This window comes from Methyloceanibacter marginalis (assembly GCF_001723295.1).
In the GTDB taxonomy this organism is placed as follows: Bacteria; Pseudomonadota; Alphaproteobacteria; order Rhizobiales; family Methyloligellaceae; genus Methyloceanibacter; species Methyloceanibacter marginalis.
Genome location: NZ_LPWD01000368.1, coordinates 1 through 16,024 on the forward strand (window position 1 = coordinate 1; position 16,024 = coordinate 16,024).

Annotated in this window: 15 protein-coding genes and 2 pseudogenes; 7 read left to right on the forward strand and 10 right to left on the reverse strand. The window is 63.2% G+C overall.

What is annotated here, in order from left to right; all coding sequences use genetic code 11:
* Nucleotides 1-10: 10 nt before the first annotated feature.
* The gene (locus AUC71_RS21430) at nt 11-454 is read right to left on the reverse strand and encodes a glycosyltransferase (RefSeq protein WP_069624580.1); all 444 of its coding nucleotides are present in this window, start codon (nt 452-454) and stop codon (nt 11-13) included.
* Nucleotides 455-476: 22 nt separating this feature from the next.
* Nucleotides 477-1,891, reverse strand: a pseudogene (locus tag AUC71_RS12880) (mannose-1-phosphate guanylyltransferase/mannose-6-phosphate isomerase).
* A 251-nt stretch (nt 1,892-2,142) separates the two neighbouring features.
* Between AUC71_RS12880 and AUC71_RS22395 the strand changes: the two are divergent.
* On the forward strand, nt 2,143-2,712 hold the full coding sequence (locus AUC71_RS22395) for a hypothetical protein (protein ID WP_158007838.1): 570 nt from the start codon (nt 2,143-2,145) through the stop codon (nt 2,710-2,712).
* Nucleotides 2,679-3,212 (forward strand): sulfotransferase family protein, encoded by a 534-nt coding sequence (locus tag AUC71_RS19675; protein WP_069624582.1) that lies wholly within the window; start codon nt 2,679-2,681, stop codon nt 3,210-3,212. Before AUC71_RS22395 ends, AUC71_RS19675 begins: the two co-directional genes overlap by 34 nt.
* A gap of 5 nt (nt 3,213-3,217) precedes the next feature.
* Here the strand turns inward: AUC71_RS19675 and AUC71_RS12895 are convergent, their stop codons facing one another.
* The 3 genes from AUC71_RS12895 to AUC71_RS12905 are packed head-to-tail and all read right to left on the reverse strand — an operon-like array spanning nt 3,218 to nt 5,784.
* A complete protein-coding gene (locus tag AUC71_RS12895) occupies nt 3,218-4,075 on the reverse strand; it encodes a sulfotransferase domain-containing protein (protein ID WP_083238353.1) in 858 nt (285 codons plus the stop codon).
* Entirely contained in the window at nt 4,072-4,875 is an 804-nt protein-coding gene (locus AUC71_RS12900; RefSeq protein ID WP_083238354.1) for an ATP-binding cassette domain-containing protein, read from the reverse strand. Before AUC71_RS12900 ends, AUC71_RS12895 begins: the two co-directional genes overlap by 4 nt.
* Before the next feature lie 9 nt (nt 4,876-4,884).
* The gene (locus tag AUC71_RS12905; RefSeq protein ID WP_069624585.1) at nt 4,885-5,784 is read right to left on the reverse strand and encodes an ABC transporter permease; all 900 of its coding nucleotides are present in this window, start codon (nt 5,782-5,784) and stop codon (nt 4,885-4,887) included.
* A 229-nt stretch (nt 5,785-6,013) separates the two neighbouring features.
* Between AUC71_RS12905 and AUC71_RS12910 the strand changes: the two genes are divergently transcribed.
* Nucleotides 6,014-6,982 carry a GDP-L-fucose synthase family protein gene (locus AUC71_RS12910; protein ID WP_069624586.1) on the forward strand — a complete coding sequence of 323 codons (969 nt, stop codon included), beginning with the start codon at nt 6,014-6,016 and terminating at the stop codon, nt 6,980-6,982.
* Between the two features lie 243 nt (nt 6,983-7,225).
* The gene (locus AUC71_RS12915; RefSeq protein WP_069624587.1) at nt 7,226-7,807 is read left to right on the forward strand and encodes a hypothetical protein; all 582 of its coding nucleotides are present in this window, start codon (nt 7,226-7,228) and stop codon (nt 7,805-7,807) included.
* On the opposite strand, the gene AUC71_RS12920 is transcribed toward AUC71_RS12915, so the two are convergent.
* The 5 genes and pseudogenes from AUC71_RS12920 to asnB all read right to left on the reverse strand — a co-directional run bounded on the left by AUC71_RS12920 (nt 7,801) and on the right by asnB (nt 12,001).
* Nucleotides 7,801-8,511 (reverse strand): sulfotransferase family 2 domain-containing protein, encoded by a 711-nt coding sequence (locus AUC71_RS12920; protein ID WP_069624588.1) that lies wholly within the window; start codon nt 8,509-8,511, stop codon nt 7,801-7,803. The two genes, AUC71_RS12915 and AUC71_RS12920, sit on opposite strands and share 7 nt — an antisense overlap.
* A complete protein-coding gene (gene gmd / locus AUC71_RS12925; protein WP_069624589.1) occupies nt 8,508-9,590 on the reverse strand; it encodes a GDP-mannose 4,6-dehydratase in 1,083 nt (360 codons plus the stop codon). Before gmd ends, AUC71_RS12920 begins: the two co-directional genes overlap by 4 nt.
* A gap of 451 nt (nt 9,591-10,041) precedes the next feature.
* Nucleotides 10,042-10,554: an asparagine synthetase B family protein gene (locus tag AUC71_RS18835; RefSeq protein ID WP_244500953.1), complete on the reverse strand. Its 513-nt coding sequence runs from the start codon at nt 10,552-10,554 to the stop codon at nt 10,042-10,044.
* A complete protein-coding gene (locus AUC71_RS19680; RefSeq protein WP_204376721.1) occupies nt 10,551-10,697 on the reverse strand; it encodes a hypothetical protein in 147 nt (48 codons plus the stop codon). The genes AUC71_RS18835 and AUC71_RS19680 overlap by 4 nt, the downstream gene beginning before the upstream one ends.
* A gap of 70 nt (nt 10,698-10,767) precedes the next feature.
* A pseudogene (gene asnB / locus AUC71_RS18840) lies at nt 10,768-12,001 on the reverse strand (asparagine synthase (glutamine-hydrolyzing)).
* Between the two features lie 430 nt (nt 12,002-12,431).
* Between asnB and AUC71_RS12940 the strand changes: the two are divergent.
* The 3 genes from AUC71_RS12940 to AUC71_RS12945 all read left to right on the forward strand — a co-directional run bounded on the left by AUC71_RS12940 (nt 12,432) and on the right by AUC71_RS12945 (nt 15,769).
* Nucleotides 12,432-13,154, forward strand: coding sequence for a hypothetical protein (locus tag AUC71_RS12940; protein ID WP_204376724.1), 723 nt, complete (start codon nt 12,432-12,434; stop codon nt 13,152-13,154).
* A gap of 420 nt (nt 13,155-13,574) precedes the next feature.
* Nucleotides 13,575-14,474: a toll/interleukin-1 receptor domain-containing protein gene (locus AUC71_RS18015; protein ID WP_158007841.1), complete on the forward strand. Its 900-nt coding sequence runs from the start codon at nt 13,575-13,577 to the stop codon at nt 14,472-14,474.
* Nucleotides 14,357-15,769 (forward strand): tetratricopeptide repeat protein, encoded by a 1,413-nt coding sequence (locus tag AUC71_RS12945; protein WP_069624592.1) that lies wholly within the window; start codon nt 14,357-14,359, stop codon nt 15,767-15,769. Before AUC71_RS18015 ends, AUC71_RS12945 begins: the two co-directional genes overlap by 118 nt.
* Nucleotides 15,770-16,024 lie beyond the last annotated feature (255 nt).

Below are 16,024 nucleotides of genomic sequence, written 5' to 3' on the forward strand. Positions count from 1 at the left end.
CGCGCGTTGATCATCGAGGCGCCGAGCAGCGCAGTCCGCGCGAGGTGAGGCGCTTGTCTTCCTCGCGGTCGTAGACCTCGATTGCTTCGCCGACCGCTGTGAGCCGCGCCGCGCCGCAGACGCTGTCGCAATCGGGTGCGTTCGAAAAGCCCGCGGCGGCGGCCGAGAGGGCACCGGGCTCGAACATGTCATCCGAATTTAGGAAGCAGACGATCTCGCCGGTCGCCGCAGAGATGCCCTTGTTGAGGGCGTCGTAAACGCCCTGGTCCGGGCCGCCGATTAGGCGAAGCTCGGGGCGGCCCCCGACAAGGTCCAAGGTTCCGTCGGTCGAGCCCCCATCCACGATGATATGCTCGATCTCGGGCCAGTCTTGCCGCGCCACGCTGTCGAGCGCCTCCACGAGCATGTCGCGGCGGTTGAAGGTCGGCGTGATGATGGAGAACCGCAGTGCCACTGTCTCACTTCCGGCGCTGGCGTCAGACGCGATTGTAGATGTCCTCGAGCGCACGATGTCATCTTCGCCGAGATAGCTGCCGGTCTGCACCTCGATCAACTCGAGGTCGATCTTGCCGGGGTTCGACAGGCGGTGCTGGCAGCCGATCGGCAGGTAGATCGACTCGTTCTCATGAACCTGGACAACGTCCTCGCCGCGGGTGACCTCGGCGGTGCCCTTCACCACGATCCAGTGCTCGGCGCGGTGAAAATGCTTCTGCAAGGAGAGACGGCCGCCGGGACGCACCAGGATGCGCTTGACCTGGTAGCGCGCGCCCTCATCGACGCTCTGGTAGTAGCCCCAGGGGCGATAGACCCTCCGGTGCTCGATCACTTCGCGGCGATTTCTGCGCTTCAGATCGTCGACCAGCGCCTTGACCTTGTCCGCCTCGTTGGCGTTGAGCACCAGCACCGCGTCGGGCGTGGTGACCACGATCACATCCTCGAGCCCCACCGCGGCAGTCAGGATCTCGGTGGAGCGCACATGCACGTTGCGGCAGTCGAGCGTGACGCCGTCGCCGCGCACGGAATTGCCTTCCTCATCGTGCGGCGTGAAGGAGAGCGCCGAGCTCCACGTGCCGAGATCGGACCAGCCCATGTCGGCTTCGAGCACCGCGGCGCGGTTTGTCCGTTCCATCACGGCGTAGTCGATAGACTTCTTGGTGGCGCGCCCGAAGCTTGTGTCGTCGAGCACCAGGAAATCGAGATCGGTCTTCGCCTTGGCCACGGCCTCCTCGACAGACGCCGCCATCTCGGGTTCGAATTTCGCCACCTCATTGCGCATGACCTCGGCAGGAAACACGAAGTTGCCTGAGTTCCACAGATAGCCTTCGCCGATATATTGCTCCGCGGTGAAGGCGTCGGGCTTCTCGACGAACGCCTCGACCTTGCGGGCGGCGGTGCCCGCAATCGGGGCGCCGGGCCGGATGTAGCCGAAATTGGTGGCCGGATGGGACGGCTTGATGCCAAAGCTGACGATATGCCCGCGTGCCGCCGTCTTGGCGGCCTCCTTGCAGCGCTCCAAAAAGGCTTGCGGCTTCTCGTAGATGTGGTCGGCAGCGAACATGGCGACGACGGTGTCAGGACCGTTCTGCGCGGCAAGCACCGCCGCGGCCGCCACCGCGGGCCCGGAATCCCGCCGCTCCGGCTCGAGCACGATGGTGCCCTTGACCCCGAGCTCGTCTAGCTGCTCCGCCACCAGGAAGCGATAGTCGCGATTGGTGAGGATGATCGGCGTCGCGAAGACGCTGCTATCCGAAATCAACGACACGATGCGCTGAAAGGTCGACTGGTCGCCGACCAAGGGAATGAACTGCTTAGGCAAGGTCTCGCGGGATTCGGGCCAAACGCGGGTTCCGGCGCCACCGCACATGATTACGGGAATGCAAAGCGGAGCCATCAATTTCGTCCTCGCGTCTCGTCTTGGCCGGCGAAAGAATGACGAGCGGGGTTAAACCACTGGCATCGAAACATTGGCCGCAAGACCCCCTCATCGGAAGAGCGAGTCATCCCCGGGGGGCGCGGCAATGTCAATCGGGCTTTCATAATCGACCCGCAGGGTTAACACCCGAATTCCAAAGGAGATTTGACACAGACGGCTGCAGCGCTCGATAAGCATTGCTTTAAGCCGCACCCGCCGGAGAGAGACCCTTGCTCAAGACACAAGTGACGGATCGGCTGCTGAGGGCAGTCCGCCGCTCGCTGGGAATGATCCAAGAGCTCCAGCCGACGCGCCAAGCCGCCAAGGCCGGGCGGCAGAACCGGCTGGTGCGGCAGGCTTTGCTCGAAGTCGATGAGGCGATGCGGCACAACGATTTCGAGCGCCTCGAATATTTGCTCGGACTGCTCCATCTGTCTTTCTTATTCTTGGACGAGGCGACGGGGCAGCGCATCAACAAGAAGCTTCGGCCCATCCTCAAGAAAATCTATCAACATGGACAGAACGACATCCAAGCCCGCACGGTATCGGCCGTGCCGCTCGCCTACTTCGTGAGTTATCCGCGCAGCGGCAACACGCTGGCGACGCGGCTCGCGGCCAATGCGACATCTGGTCAGATCTTCAGCGCCATGAAAGAGGGCTACGCGCCTTTCTCCAAGCGCATCTATCCCAAGACCTATCCCCTGCCGCGACTGATCAAGGACCACGTGCACATTTACATTACAAGAATGATCGCTGCGTCCTCGTCGTGCGCGACGGGCGCGACACCACCATCTCGCTAGCGTTTATGACACTGCAGAATAGACAGCACAGCTTCTCCGACAAGTCAGAACTGGCGGACTTCATTCGCTGGGTGTCCCAGTCCTATGTCTTCGGCGACTGGGCCACGCACGCAAGGAATTTGATGCAGCTCCTCCCGGGCCCAGACAAATTCTTGGTCCGATACGAGGACTTGGTCGCGAGCGACGAGACGTTCATCGGCATCGTTGATTTCTTCGATCCCGGGAACAGGCTGCCTCGTGCCCATCTCTCCCAATTGTTCAAGGAACGCGACACGGTCGCCGAGCGCATCAAGTCGCAGCCAGCCGTCAACGACCAGTGGGGTTTCGGGCAGACATTCGAGCCCGGCAGCATGTTCCATGAGTGGTCGCTCAACCGGCAGGGATCGAGCTGGCGCGAGGCTTGGGACGCGGCGGCCAAGCGGGCATTTCACGAAACGGGCGCCACCGAACTCCTAATAGAATTCGGTTACGAGACAGACCCCGATTGGTGGCGGCACTAGCGGACCTAACGCGCAGCCACCTCCGGGCTATAGCCGAAATGGGCAAGCTGCGGCTCGAACAATTCGTTCAGTTTTTCGATTGTTTCCGGCTGAAGCTTCCGCATGCCGTCGCCCGGCGTCACCTGCCGGATGTGCTGGGCCTCGTTCTCGGCACTTGGAACGACATCGTTCTTGTCCGCGATCTTGTTTCTGGCGCGCTCGCTGACGTTCCAGTTAAACGCCCTGCAGATGTCTGAAACCCAGGCCCGCTTCTCGAAGATAACGTCCTCGTAGCGGAACACGGTGAAGTTCTCCGGGTGATCCTTGAAGACGTCAATGTAGCGGCTGAGTTGCCGCACGTAATAGCTCGCGAGATCGAGCGCATACTCGTCGACGCTCATCACCAACGCCTTATCTCGACGCGGCAGTGACTGCCTGCTCGTTGTCAGAATCTTTCCGGGGTCCGGATGGCTCGATCGCATCGAAAAGTAGTGCGAAACCAGCATGTCACGCGGATCGCGCAGCAGGAAGATCGACTGCCGGGTCACGAGGTTTGGAATCTCGAACGTCTTCGGAAAGGCACGAAAGCCACCAAAGCAATAGCCGTTGTCTGCAAAAACGTTCGAGGTAGTGCTGGGAACGTCCTGCTCGGCGAGGCCAAGCTTAAAGAACTCGCCCATCAGCGAAACGTAGGTGACGCCCACCTGCTCCGACAAGCCGCGCATGATGTTATCAAGCAGCACGGAACCCGCTTTCGGCAGGGAGAAGACATACACGCTTGGTGTGGCGGGGCTCTTCGTCGGCGGCAGCGTGAAGATGGTTTTCACGACACCGGCGTCGTCGTACTCGATCGTGGTCTGCTCTCGCATCCGCCCCGCCGTCATCGCGCCCTCTTCGCGCCCTTGCGGCTTTCGCCACGCGCCGGAAGCTCGATCGCCTGATAGTCGTCGGATTCGTAGAATGCCAACGCCGCCTCAATGTCTCCGTCGAACACCACCGAGCCATTCTTGAGCACGAGACCGCGGCTGCACAGCTCCTTCAACGTCTGCGGGTTGTGGCTGGCGAAGACTAGGATCTCGCTCGAATTGATGTGGCTGCGCAGCCGCTCCCTCGAGCGCTCCACGAAGAAGCGGTCGCCGGCACTGATCCACTCGTCCAGCAGCAGGATTTCAGGCTTGGCGGAGGTCGCCACGGCAAAGGCCAGCCTCATCCGCATGCCGGATGAGTAGGTACGGACCGGATCGTGGATCACCGGTTCGAGTTCGGAGAATTCAAGTATCTCCGGAATCCGACGCGTGATTTCTTGACCGGACAGTCCGGCGCTGTAGCCGCGTAGATAGATGTTTTCGAGACCCGTCGCGTCGGACTGCATGCCCATGGAGACGTTGAGCAGGTTCTGGGTCACGCCTCTGATCTCCAGCCCCCCTGCGCTCGGTACCAGCACGCCCGCGAGCAGTCGCAACAGCGTCGTTTTGCCGGCCCCGTTCTGGCCGATCAGACCAACGCGGTCCCCTGCGCGGAACTCGAAACTCATGTCGTGGAGCAGGGGCTTGAACCTCCTAGACTTCCCTCGTGTCACGAGGTTTCGCACGGCAGCGATCGGATTGCGCCGCAGCGACTTATCGATCCGCGTCGCGCTCGGGATGCTGAAATGCATATTCTGGGCACAAATGGAGCTACTCATCGCGTCCCGTCAGATCCACAAGGCAAAGTAAGGCTTGGCGCGGGCGTAAGCCAGCGCCGCCAAGAGCCAGATGATCGGAATCGCAGCAGCTACGACGCCGATCTCGAGCCACGGAACGACGCCGTAAACCAGCGGCCCGCGAATGATCTCGAGCAAGTAGTAGAAGGGGTTGAGGTAGATGAACGCGCCGATGGCGGCGCCCTTCCCCATGGAGGGCATCCAGATGATCGGCGTGATGAAGAAGAAGAGCCGCAGCACGGTCCGCATGAGCTCTCCAATGTCGGGATAGCGGGCGCCGACGACGCTCAATAGAAAGCACACGCCAAGGACGGCCAGAAAGAAGAGCGGCACGGTGAGCAGAAGTATGAAGTCCGCAGCGGTGACGTGCACGGGTGTGAGCAGGATCGCGCCGACGACGATCAACAGATTGTAGCCGAGGCTAATGAGATGACCGCTGAACAGGCGGAGCACGTAGTCCACGTACTTCACGTAGCCGTTCTGGATCATGTCGCGGCTTTTCTTGTAGACTTGCGAGCTCTGCTGCAGCGACTGCTGAATGAAGATCCACAGAACGAAGCCCGTCGCGATATGTGCGTAGTAGATTTGGGTGTCCGCTCCGGGCCGCAGAAGCACCTGCGAGTAGAGCGTGCCGAGGATGAGCACGAACGCCAAGGTCCCGGACACCATCCAGAAGGCGCCCAGTGCCTGGGAGCGGTGGCGGAGACTGGTGTCGATCCACGCGCCGTAGAGCCAGAAGCCGGGCGCCTTGAAGGCGGCCACGAGATCTTGGAACAGCACCAGGATGGAAGGACGCCCCCGGATCGCGCCGGTATCGCCGGTGTCTTTCTTGGGAGCGACGACCGAGCGTTGCCCCTCCCCGGGCGCGGGACTATCCACTAGCGTTTCCATTGGCGGTGTGGTCCGGCACGACGGCCCGGTAAGGGCGGCGCCCCCCTGTTGCAAGGCGCGGGTCTAACGCAGCTCTTCCATCATAGCAAGGCGTCGGAAACGAGGCAAAACAAGGCCCTGACCACCGCCCGCTGCGAGACGGCAGACCCAGGCGTGTTGAAGTGCCGAACCGAATACGCTAGCCAGTTCCGACGAATAGACGGACGACTTCAGCACAAATTTGGCTCAGATGGCACCGCAGTTCGAGATCGCCGGAAAGAACGTCTTTGTCGCAGGCCATCGGGGGCTGGTCGGACGCGCGGTCACGCAACATCTCATCCGAGAAGGCGCGAACGTCTTAACCGCCTCACGGGCCGACCTCGACCTGAGAGACCAAGCCGCCACCAAAGTGTTTCTCAAGGACACCGTTCCCGACGCCGTGATCGTCGCCGCGGCCACCGTCGGCGGCATCCTCGCCAACTCCACCTATCCCGTCGACTTCCTCAACGACAATCTCCTGATCGAGTCGAACCTGATCAGCGGCGCGCATGAATGCGGCATCGACCGGCTGCTGTTTCTTGGCTCGTCTTGCATCTATCCGCGCGAGGCGCCGCAGCCCATGCGCGAGGACGCGCTGCTGACCGGCCCACTTGAGCCGACCAACCAGTGGTACGCGGTCGCAAAGATCGCCGGCATCATGCTGTGCCGCGCCTATCGCGCGCAGTACGGCCGCTCCTACATCGCGGCCATGCCGACCAATCTCTACGGGCCCGGCGACAATTTCGACCTCAACACGAGCCACGTCATCCCCGCCTTGATGCGCAAGATCGACGCGGCGGCACGCGAACGCAGGCCGAGCGTAGAGATTTGGGGCACGGGAACGCCGCTGCGGGAGTTCATGCATGTGGATGATCTCGCCTCCGCCATCGTCTTCCTGCTCAAGACCTACGACGAGGCCGAGCACATCAATGTCGGCTCGGGCCAGGAAGTCTCGATCGCCGAACTCGCCAATATCCTTTCTGGCGTGATCGGTTATGACGGCAAGCTCGTGTTCGACAGGTCCAAGCCCGACGGTTCGCCGCGTAAGGCCTTGGACAGCACGCGCCTCGCCGCTCTCGGGTGGACGCCGAATTACAGCCTCACGGAAGGCTTGAAGCAAACGTATGCGTGGTATCGCCATGAATTCGGCGAAGCCGGCTCCGACGTGGGCGCGGCTTGACGAGGGCTCCGGCCCGCGCGGAGCGAGGCCCCGTGTGACCTCGCTCATCTATATCGGCGGCTACGGGCGGAGCGGCACCACGCTGCTTGAATCCCTTCTCGCCACGCGGCCCGACATTCTTCCTGCGGCGAAGTCGTTTCGTGCCTGCGCGAACGCCTCGACCGCGGCTGCACCTGCGGCAAGTCCCGGCGGGACTGCGATGTCTGGGGGTCGTTTTATCAAACGCCCAAGGGGCCGCGCGGCATGAGCCACGCGGGCCTGACGCTGGCGCTGCTCGATCGCACCGCCGGCCGCTATGCATTCATGGTCGATTCCTCGAAGACCGCCTGGGGCTCGCTCGGCGCCCCCTTCACGCTGCGGCGAAAACTCGGTGACCAATTCCATCTCGTGCATGTGGTTCGCAACCCGCGCGCCGTGTGCTGGTCGAACGCCGGCGGCACCCGCAAGCGCGGCGGCGTGGTGAGGTTTCCGTCCCTGCGTCACCTGCGCACCGCGTTCGGGTGGTGGTCCGCTAATCTGAGTTGCGAGGTTTTTGGCCTGCTCTACCCGAAGCAGTATCAGCGCGAGCGGTACGAGGACATCGCCCGGTCGCCTGCCGAGTGTCTCGCGACGCTGTCCGCGGCGCTTCCTACACAGGGCGGGGCCACGCCCGGGGCGGAGGTGCACGGGAACCGGCACCAGCTCCGCGGCAACCAAAGCCGGTACGAGAGCATAAAGCCCGCCGAAATTCGCGAGGATGCCCGCTGGAAGTCAGCGATGCCCGCCGGCCAGCAAACTTTGGTCGCGGCGCTCACCTGGCCGTTGCGCCTGAGATACGGCTACTGAGCGCGGCGTTCCTTCAGCGCCGCGATCAGCGCGAGGTCGTTGCGGTTGCGGTCTTGCAGCAACCGAAGCGTCGCCGCATCGAGGTCCGCGCGTCGCGGACCGGAGGCGCCTGTCTTGTGCATCGCGGGGCGGGGCTCGACGCCGGTCACCCGATAGAGCCGCTGCACCAGATCGTCGACGCCGGCGCTGAACGCCCAATCGTCGAAGAACCGCGTCACGATCTCGACCGCGCCTTCGACGTCGTCGCCGCGTCCGGTGAGCAGCGTGACCTGGCGGTCCGGCCGGAGGCTTTCGGCGAACTTTGTTAGGCTTTGCAGCGACACCTCTTTGTTGCGGGGATGGGAGGCTTGCGCGCGGATGTAGTTGTATTCGGAGATCGCGCGGTCGACGGGATCGCGTAGCGTAACGATCTTATGATAGCGCCCCATGCCGCCGAGATGCTCGCGGAAGTAGCTGAGTGGCGCGTGGCCGCCGACGGCCGCGTAGGCAAGACGGGCATCGCGCGGCATGTCGGCAAATCTCTCCCGGCGCCGCCGGCTGTTTGCGTGATAGATATGGCGCGTTCCGTAGATGTCGTAGAGCGACGCCCACACGCTGGAGCCGGCGCATTTCGGGATGTGAAAGAAGAAGGTCGGCGGCGCGTCCTTGCCCGCGCGGCGAAAGCGAAAGGCCAGCCACGGCAGCAACTCTCGCGGCAGCCTCACTCGGCGACGGCGCGCCGCAGAAGAAGATTGCTTCCTCTGAAGCTGCGCATATCGGAGGCGACCATCTCGGACACCAGTTCCTTGAAGGGCGTCTTGTGCTCCCAGCCGAGCACCCGCTTCGCCTTGCTCGGATCGCCGAGCAGCTCCTCGACCTCCGTGGGGCGGAAGTAGCGCGGATCGATGCGGATCAGCACGCGACCGTTCCGGGTATCGATGCCCACCTCGTCGACGCCTTCGCCCTTCCATTCGATGGGGCAGTCGAGCTCGGCGAAGGCGAGCTCCACAAACTCGCGCACCGAATGCATCTCGCCGGTCGCGAGAACATAATCGTCCGGCGTCTCCTGCTGGAGAATGCGCCACATTCCCTCCACGTAGTCCCGCGCGTGACCCCAGTCGCGCTTGGCGTCGAGATTTGCGAGGTATAGGCAGTCCTGCGCACCCGCCTCGATGGCTGCCACGGCGCGGGTTATCTTGCGCGTCACGAAGGTCTCGCCGCGGATCGGGCTCTCGTGGTTGAACAGGATGCCGTTCGAGGCATGCATGCCGTAGGCCTCGCGGTAATTCACCGTGATCCAGAAGGCGTAGAGCTTGGCGGCGGCATAAGGCGAGCGCGGATAGAACGGCGTCGTCTCCCGCTGCGGCACCTCTTGCACCTTGCCGTAAAGCTCCGAGGTCGAGGCCTGGTAGAAGCGGGCCTTTGCCTCAAGCCCGAGAATGCGGATCGCCTCAAGGAGACGCAGCGTCCCCATGGCGTCTGAGTTCGCCGTGTATTCCGGCGTCTCGAAGCTCACCGCCACGTGGCTTTGCGCCGCGAGATTGTAGATCTCGTCCGGCTGGACCTCTTGCACGAGCCTGATGAGATTTGTGGCGTCGGTCAGGTCGCCGTAATGCATGCGGAAGCGCGGATCGTTGTTGTGGGGGTCCTCGTAGAGGTGATCTACCCGCTCCGTGTTGAACGAGGACGAGCGCCGCTTGATGCCGTGCACCCGGTAGCCCTTCGAGAGCAGCAACTCCGAGAGATAGGCGCCGTCTTGCCCCGTGACGCCGGTGATGAACGCTACTTTCTCGGCCAAACTCATGCCTCCGGTGCGCGCCTGGCGAGGCCAGATCGCGGAAACTATCGCCGGTTTCCAGGCGTGGGCATAGCGAACCCCATCCGCTTCGTCCAGGCCGGGAATTCCAACGCCTCAACGGCCGCCACGACGCAGGATGCGCCCCGTTAGTTTTCTTCCTTAGAAGTCGCTTGCGTAGTCTTTTCGGCCTTGAGCTCTTCGATGATCTCCGCTCGTTCGCTTTGTGTCAGAGCATCGTCGTAGCTACGAATTAGCTGCAGATGTGATTCTCCCGGAGACGGCAAGTCGGCGCAACCACTAAGGCAAAAAACCGCTGCCCCTATTACCAAGATCCGTGCGATCTGCATACGCGCCTCGTGGCTGTCAACAAAACTGGCCGTCCAAAAGGTATATTTGGCGCTCCCTCCGGGTGTCTAGCACCCCCGTCTTAATAATTGATCCGCTTAAAGCCACAACCTCACACACGATTAGAGGCAGAAGAGGGCCTATACCCCTTCTGCGCATGGAACCACGCCTCGAACATCAGCACGTTCCACAGAAAATGCTGCCAGTTGCGGCGCCCCGACAAATGCTCCGCCCATTTCTCCTGGATAGGCCCGGGGTCCAAGAAACCAGCGCGGGACATGGCGTGCGGATCGAGCAGATCGGCGGCCCACTCCTTCAGCGGCCCCTTGAGCCAGGCATCGATCGGCACGCCGAAGCCCATCTTGGGTCGCGCCACGAGTGTCTCGGGCACATATTTGTGCAGCAGCTGCCGCAGCAGCCACTTCCCCTGTCCGTCGCGGATCTTGAAGTCGTCGGGGAGCTGCCACGCGAAGCTGACGACCCGGTGGTCGAGCAGCGGCACACGCGCCTCCAACGACACCGCCATCGAAGCGCGGTCGACCTTGGTGAGGATGTCGTCCGGCAAATAGGTGACGCTGTCGGCGTACTGCATCCACGACAGCTCGTCCTCGAAGCGCGACCTCACCTTTTCGCTGACGCCGGCGGCTCAGGCCGCGCAGCACCCTTGACCAAGGACCACGCGTGTCCCCAGGGCGAGATCAGCGTGCGGTAATAATCCTCCGCGTCCTCGCCGAGAACCGCCGACAGCTTCTGCAGCTTCTCGCCCACCTGCCGCGGCCGCATCCCCGCAGCACGAGACCGAACACACGATCCCATGTGGATGGCGGCAGCGCCCCGATCATCCGTGACACACACCCCGCAAGCGTCCCGGCAGCATCTGCAGCGCGCGGGCCACCCGCAAGCCCTGGCCGTAGCGGTTATAGCCCGCGAACAGCTCATCGCCCCCGTCGCCGGAGAGCGCCACGGTGACGTGCTTCCGCGTCATCTCGGAGACGAGAAAGGTCGGGATCTGCGACACATCCGCAAACGGCTCATTGTAGATCTCCGGCAGCTCGGCACGCGTCTTGCGCCTCCTCCGCCGTGACGTAGAGCTCGGTGTGATCGGTGCCGAGATGCGCCGCGACCGCTTTTGCCTGCGCCGCCTCGTTGTAGTCCGCCTCGTGGAAGCCGATGGAGAAGCTCTTGACCGGCGAAGGGCTGTTCGCCTGCATCAGCGCGGTCACCGTGGAGGAATCGATGCCGCCGGAGAGAAACACGCCGAGCGGCACATCCGCCACCATGCGCCGCGTGACGGCGTCGGTGAGAAGCGTCTCCAGCCGCTCGCAGGCGTCCTCATCGTTAATGTCAAGCAGTGCGGCCTGCCCCCGCGTCGCCACGTCGAGCAGCGACCAATATTTCTCGCTGCGCGTCTCACCGTCGTCGCGGATTTCGAGCAGCGACCCGGGCTCGAGCTTTTGGATGTCTTTGTAGATGCTCGCGGGAGCAGCCACGTAGCCGGTGCACAGATACGAAGCGAGCGCCTGGCGGTCGATCACGGGCGCAAACTCCGGCAGCGCCGCGAATGCCTTCATCTCCGAGGCGAACACCATGCGTCCGTCGACGCGGCCCCAGTACACAGGCTTGATCCCGAGGCGGTCGCGCGCCAGCGTCAGCACGCGCTCCTTCCGGTCGAACGCAGCGAAGGCGAACATCCCGATGGTTCGCTCTATCGTGCCGCACACCCCCCACTCGGCGAAGCCCTCCACCAGCACCTCGGTATCGGAATGCCCGCGGAATGTGTGACCCGCGCGCTCAAGCTCGGCGCGCAACTCGCCCGCGTTGTAGATCTCGCCGTTGTAGGACAACACGAACCGGCCGTTGGCCGAGTGCATCGGCTGGGCGCCCGCGGCACTGAGATCGATGATCGACAGCCGCGCGTGACCGAGGGCCACGCCGCTTCCCTCGTCCACCCACGCGCCTTGCGCATCGGGGCCACGATGTCGCAGGGCCCCGGCCATGCTCAAAGCGAGCGCTTGCAACTCGTTGTCGCCGGAGCGTCGTTTGGGATCGAGAAACCCCGCAAATCCACACATTTGGAGCGCCTTCGCCGGATGTCGGGCTCTGTCCAGATGAGAGGCCCACCGGATATGCGATTGTCAAGCGCAGCTAGAGGTAGCGGCTGGTACACGCCCTCCGTGCTTTGACAGCGCGCCTCCCACGGGTAACCATTTTGCTGCCTCGCACGAAAGAAGACATGTGCGCAACGTGCCTGCGGCTTGGCAGGACAGCCAAGTGAAAAACAGGCATGAACCAGCGGCCCAACCACTCCCGACTACACTGGGCATGTTCGAGACTGCCGGAAGATGCATGCGTCGCTCCGAATGAGCTGGCACGGCGCCCGCTCCATCTCATCTTCCACATCCCACGCTGCGCCGGACAGACGGTCCACCACCATCTGACCCAGCTGTTTCATCTGAGCGATATTTTCGCGTGCCGAAGCGCAGGGGGCTCGGTCGCCTCGTCTTGAGCAAGTATCAGATCGGCGACATGCCCAGCCCGCAGAAGCTCGATGTCGTCGGCGGCCACTGGGTCGGCCGCTCCATCGAGCGAAACTTCCTAGGCAGGCCCATTGTCAGGAGCATCCTGCTTCGTGACCCCGTCAGCCAGTTTCTGTCTCACTACAACTACCGCATGATGCGGTATCTCTCTCAAGGTCTGCGCCCCTACGCGGTGGACATCGCCTATCGCTCAAGGAGGCCGGACTTCCTCACCCACTTCATCCTGAACACATTCGCGGAGATCCCCCGGCCGCGCCTTGTCTTGATGTCCTCCGCCGAAAAATTTGCGCAAGCGAACAGCTTTCTTTCCAGCTTCGCGTTCGTGGGCGACCACACGCGCTGCGACGAGCTGATCGCACGCCTGGCCGGAGACCTGGGAATGCCCGAGCGCGCCTCGCTCAGGAACACCAGCGATCAGTGGCTGGAGCGCGTACCCTGGAAGCCGCTTGGTGAAGGTGACCTCTCCCCCTCGATGATCGCCTCCATCAGGCGGGACAACGAGCTCGATCAAATCCTTTGGGAAACGTGGCGGGACGCCGGCGGTGGGCCGATCGAACCCGACCCCCATGAGTTTGCGCAGGAAGCGCGAACGAAGCGTCTGACGCGGCACGCCTCCCGCCTCGTGAACCAGGTAAGACGCCGCGTCGATCGCCGATGGACCGGCACGGACGCGTCCTTGGGAAGCTGATAGAGCAGCGTAAGCGCGATCTTCTCGCGGCATTCAACGCCTCACCACGACTGCACTCTCGCACTCGCAACACCCCGAAAGCGGAAAAAAGTGCGGGCGCAAGGCGGGGGAAACCTTGCGCCCGCTGTCGCTGAAAAGGGAGGGATGCTGACAGGCCGGGCAGGAGCGGACCCGGGCCCTTGTTTCCCCTTTCAGCTCGCCGCGCGGGGCTCGGTGGGGCAAGTCCCACGCCGATTGGTGGACGCGAAACAGAACACGTCGGTTTTCGTTGGCCGAAGGCGCTAGGGACCCCTTCGACAAGAAGGGAGATAGGGCGCGGGGCGGAGGCGCATTGTGAGCACCCTCACAAAGAGGCGGTAGGGGGCATGGTCCCTGCGGGATGAGCCTCTATAATCGTCTCGTTCGAACAGGAGAGTGCGCGTGCCGGTCGTCTACGACGCCTTCATTTCCTATAGCCACGCCAAGGACAAGCCGATCGCCGCCGCGCTTCAGGCGGTGATCCAGAAGCTCGGCAAGCCGTGGTATCGCCGCCGCGGCTTGCGCGTGTTCCGCGACGACACGAGCCTCTCGGCCACGCCGCATCTTTGGCCGTCGATCGAGCAGGCGCTATCCCAGTCGCGCTACCTCATTCTGCTCACCTCGCCCGAGGCGGCTGCCTCTCCCTGGGTCGGCAAGGAAATCGAGTACTGGCTCGCGAACAAGAGCCCCGACACGCTCTTTATCGGCTGCACGGACGGCGATCTGTCCTGGGACACCGCCGCGGGCGATTTCAAGTGGACCGCGGACACGCCCCTGACCGAGGCGCTCAAGGGCAAGTTCGCCGCCGAACCGAAATGGGTGGACTTGCGCGCCTTCCGTGATGGGGCCGACCCGCGCAATGCCCGTTTCATCGAGCTCGGTGCCGACTTCGCCGCCGCCATCCACGGTCTACCGAAGGAAGATCTCCTCTCGCAGGAGGTGCGCCAGCAGCGCCGCGCGCTGACGTTGGCGGTGAGCGCCGCCGCCCTCCTCTTCGTGCTCGCCATCGGCGCCGTGACGGCCGGCATTATCGCCAAGTATCAGCAAGAGCGCGCCGAGCAGAACTTCGCCGCGGCCAAGGACACGGTGAACGGTCTGATCTTCCAGATCGCGCAGGGCTTGCGCGACGTGAGGGTATCAGGGTCGAGAGCCTCGACAAGATTCTCGGCCAAGCCCGCAGCACGGTGGAGCGCCTCACCGAGACCGATCCGGACAATCCCGAGCTCATTCGCAGCAAGACGGCGATGCTCGATGAGTTCGCTCAGACCTATCTCGCCGCCGGAAATCTCGAAGCCGCGCTGAAGAACGCCGAGGAAGCCGAGGCGCTGACGCGGAAAGAGGTCGCGAAAGACGACGGCAACAGTTACGCCAAGCGCAATCTCTCCGTTGTCCTTGTGCATCTCGGCGACGCGAAGCGGGACATGGGGAATACGGCGGACGCCCTCGCCGCCTACGAGGAGAGCCTCGAGATCCGAGAAGCGCTCTCGGCTGAGGACGAAGACAATGAGCAGGCGGCGTTCGACATCACCGTCAATCTCGAGCGGATGGGCGACCTGAAGCGGCAAATGGGTGACCGGAAGGGCGCGTTCGCGGCTTACGAGGAAAGTCTCGCAATCAGGCGGCGTCTCGCCGAGCAGGATGGACCCGACAGCGAATGGTGGAAAACCGCGCCGGTCAGCCTCGGCAAGATATGCGACCTCAAACTGGACATCGGCGATACGCAAGGGGCACTCGAAGCCTGCAACGAAGTGCTTGCCATTAGCCGGCGCACCGCCGCCGAGCACGAAGGCAACACCGATTGGGAACGCGACGTAGCGGTGGGCCTGGAGCGCGTCGGGCACGTCAAGCTGGCGGCGGAGGATAGCCAAGGTGCGCTCGAGGCCTATGAGGAAAGCCTCGTGACCCGACGTCGTCTCGCGGCCCTTGATCCGGACAACGCCACCTGGCAACGGGATCTCGCCACCGGTTTCAGCTTTTTGGGTTCGGCGAAGCATGCCGTGGGCGATACGTCGGCTGCGATCAAAGCGCACGAGGAGTCGCTTCGTATCCTCGGACGGCTTGCCGAGCGTCATCCGAACAAGAGCGAGCTTCTCCAGGACATCTCCATCTCGCTCAACAAGCTTGGCTACGCCAAACTTATGGCGGGGGACTTGGCCGGCGCCCGCGCCGCCTATGACAAGCGGCTCGAGTTTGCGCGTAAGGTCGCCGCGATCGATCCCACGAACCTCGATTGGCAGCGAAGCGTTTTGCTCGGCCTGAACCAGATCGGCATCATGCAGAATGCCGCGGGAGATCAGGCCGGCGCGCTTGCGGCCTACAAGGAGAGTCTATCGATCGCACGGAAGGTCGCCGACGCTGACCCGGATAACATCATGCGCCAGCCGGACATCGAGGTCATTCTCCAGAAGATCGCGGCAATTAGGCTCGCCGCCGGCGACCGCGACGGCGCGCTCGAAGCGTATGAGGAGGCGCTCGAAATCGCCGAGCGCATGGCGCAAGCGTTCCCCGACAAGGAAGTGTGGCAGCAGGACGTGGCTGAGACCCAGGAGACGATTAAAGTCCTCAAGCAACCCCCCGACGACACAGCCGAGCGCTGAACCGAACGACCCGAGCCCGACAGTGTGACGAGCCTCACAGAAGGCCTACGCGTCCCGTGTCAGTCTGAGGCTCGACAATCGGCGCAGTAGACCCATGAAACAGCTCGACGATCTCCTGATGACGTTTTTCGCCGCCGCGGTGATCGTTTCGCCGCTCGCGGATCTCGGCGCGCTGTTGGCGCCAGCCGAGGCGCACGCCTGCTGCATGCGTTCGCCGGCGCGGCGTGGGCATGAATATTTCGCTTCATCCCGCAC

What these genes read in the sequence shown, in the direction of transcription:
- AUC71_RS12915 (WP_069624587.1), top strand. Translation starts at nt 7,226, where the DNA reads ATGAGCCACGCGGGCCTGACGCTGGCGCTGCTCGATCGCACCGCCGGC.
- AUC71_RS12910 (WP_069624586.1), top strand. Translation starts at nt 6,014, where the DNA reads ATGGCACCGCAGTTCGAGATCGCCGGAAAGAACGTCTTTGTCGCAGGC.
- AUC71_RS12895 (WP_083238353.1), bottom strand. Translation starts at nt 4,075, where the DNA reads ATGACGGCGGGGCGGATGCGAGAGCAGACCACGATCGAGTACGACGAC.
- AUC71_RS12905 (WP_069624585.1), bottom strand. Translation starts at nt 5,784, where the DNA reads ATGGAAACGCTAGTGGATAGTCCCGCGCCCGGGGAGGGGCAACGCTCG.
- gmd (WP_069624589.1), bottom strand. Translation starts at nt 9,590, where the DNA reads ATGAGTTTGGCCGAGAAAGTAGCGTTCATCACCGGCGTCACGGGGCAA.
- AUC71_RS12900 (WP_083238354.1), bottom strand. Translation starts at nt 4,875, where the DNA reads ATGAGTAGCTCCATTTGTGCCCAGAATATGCATTTCAGCATCCCGAGC.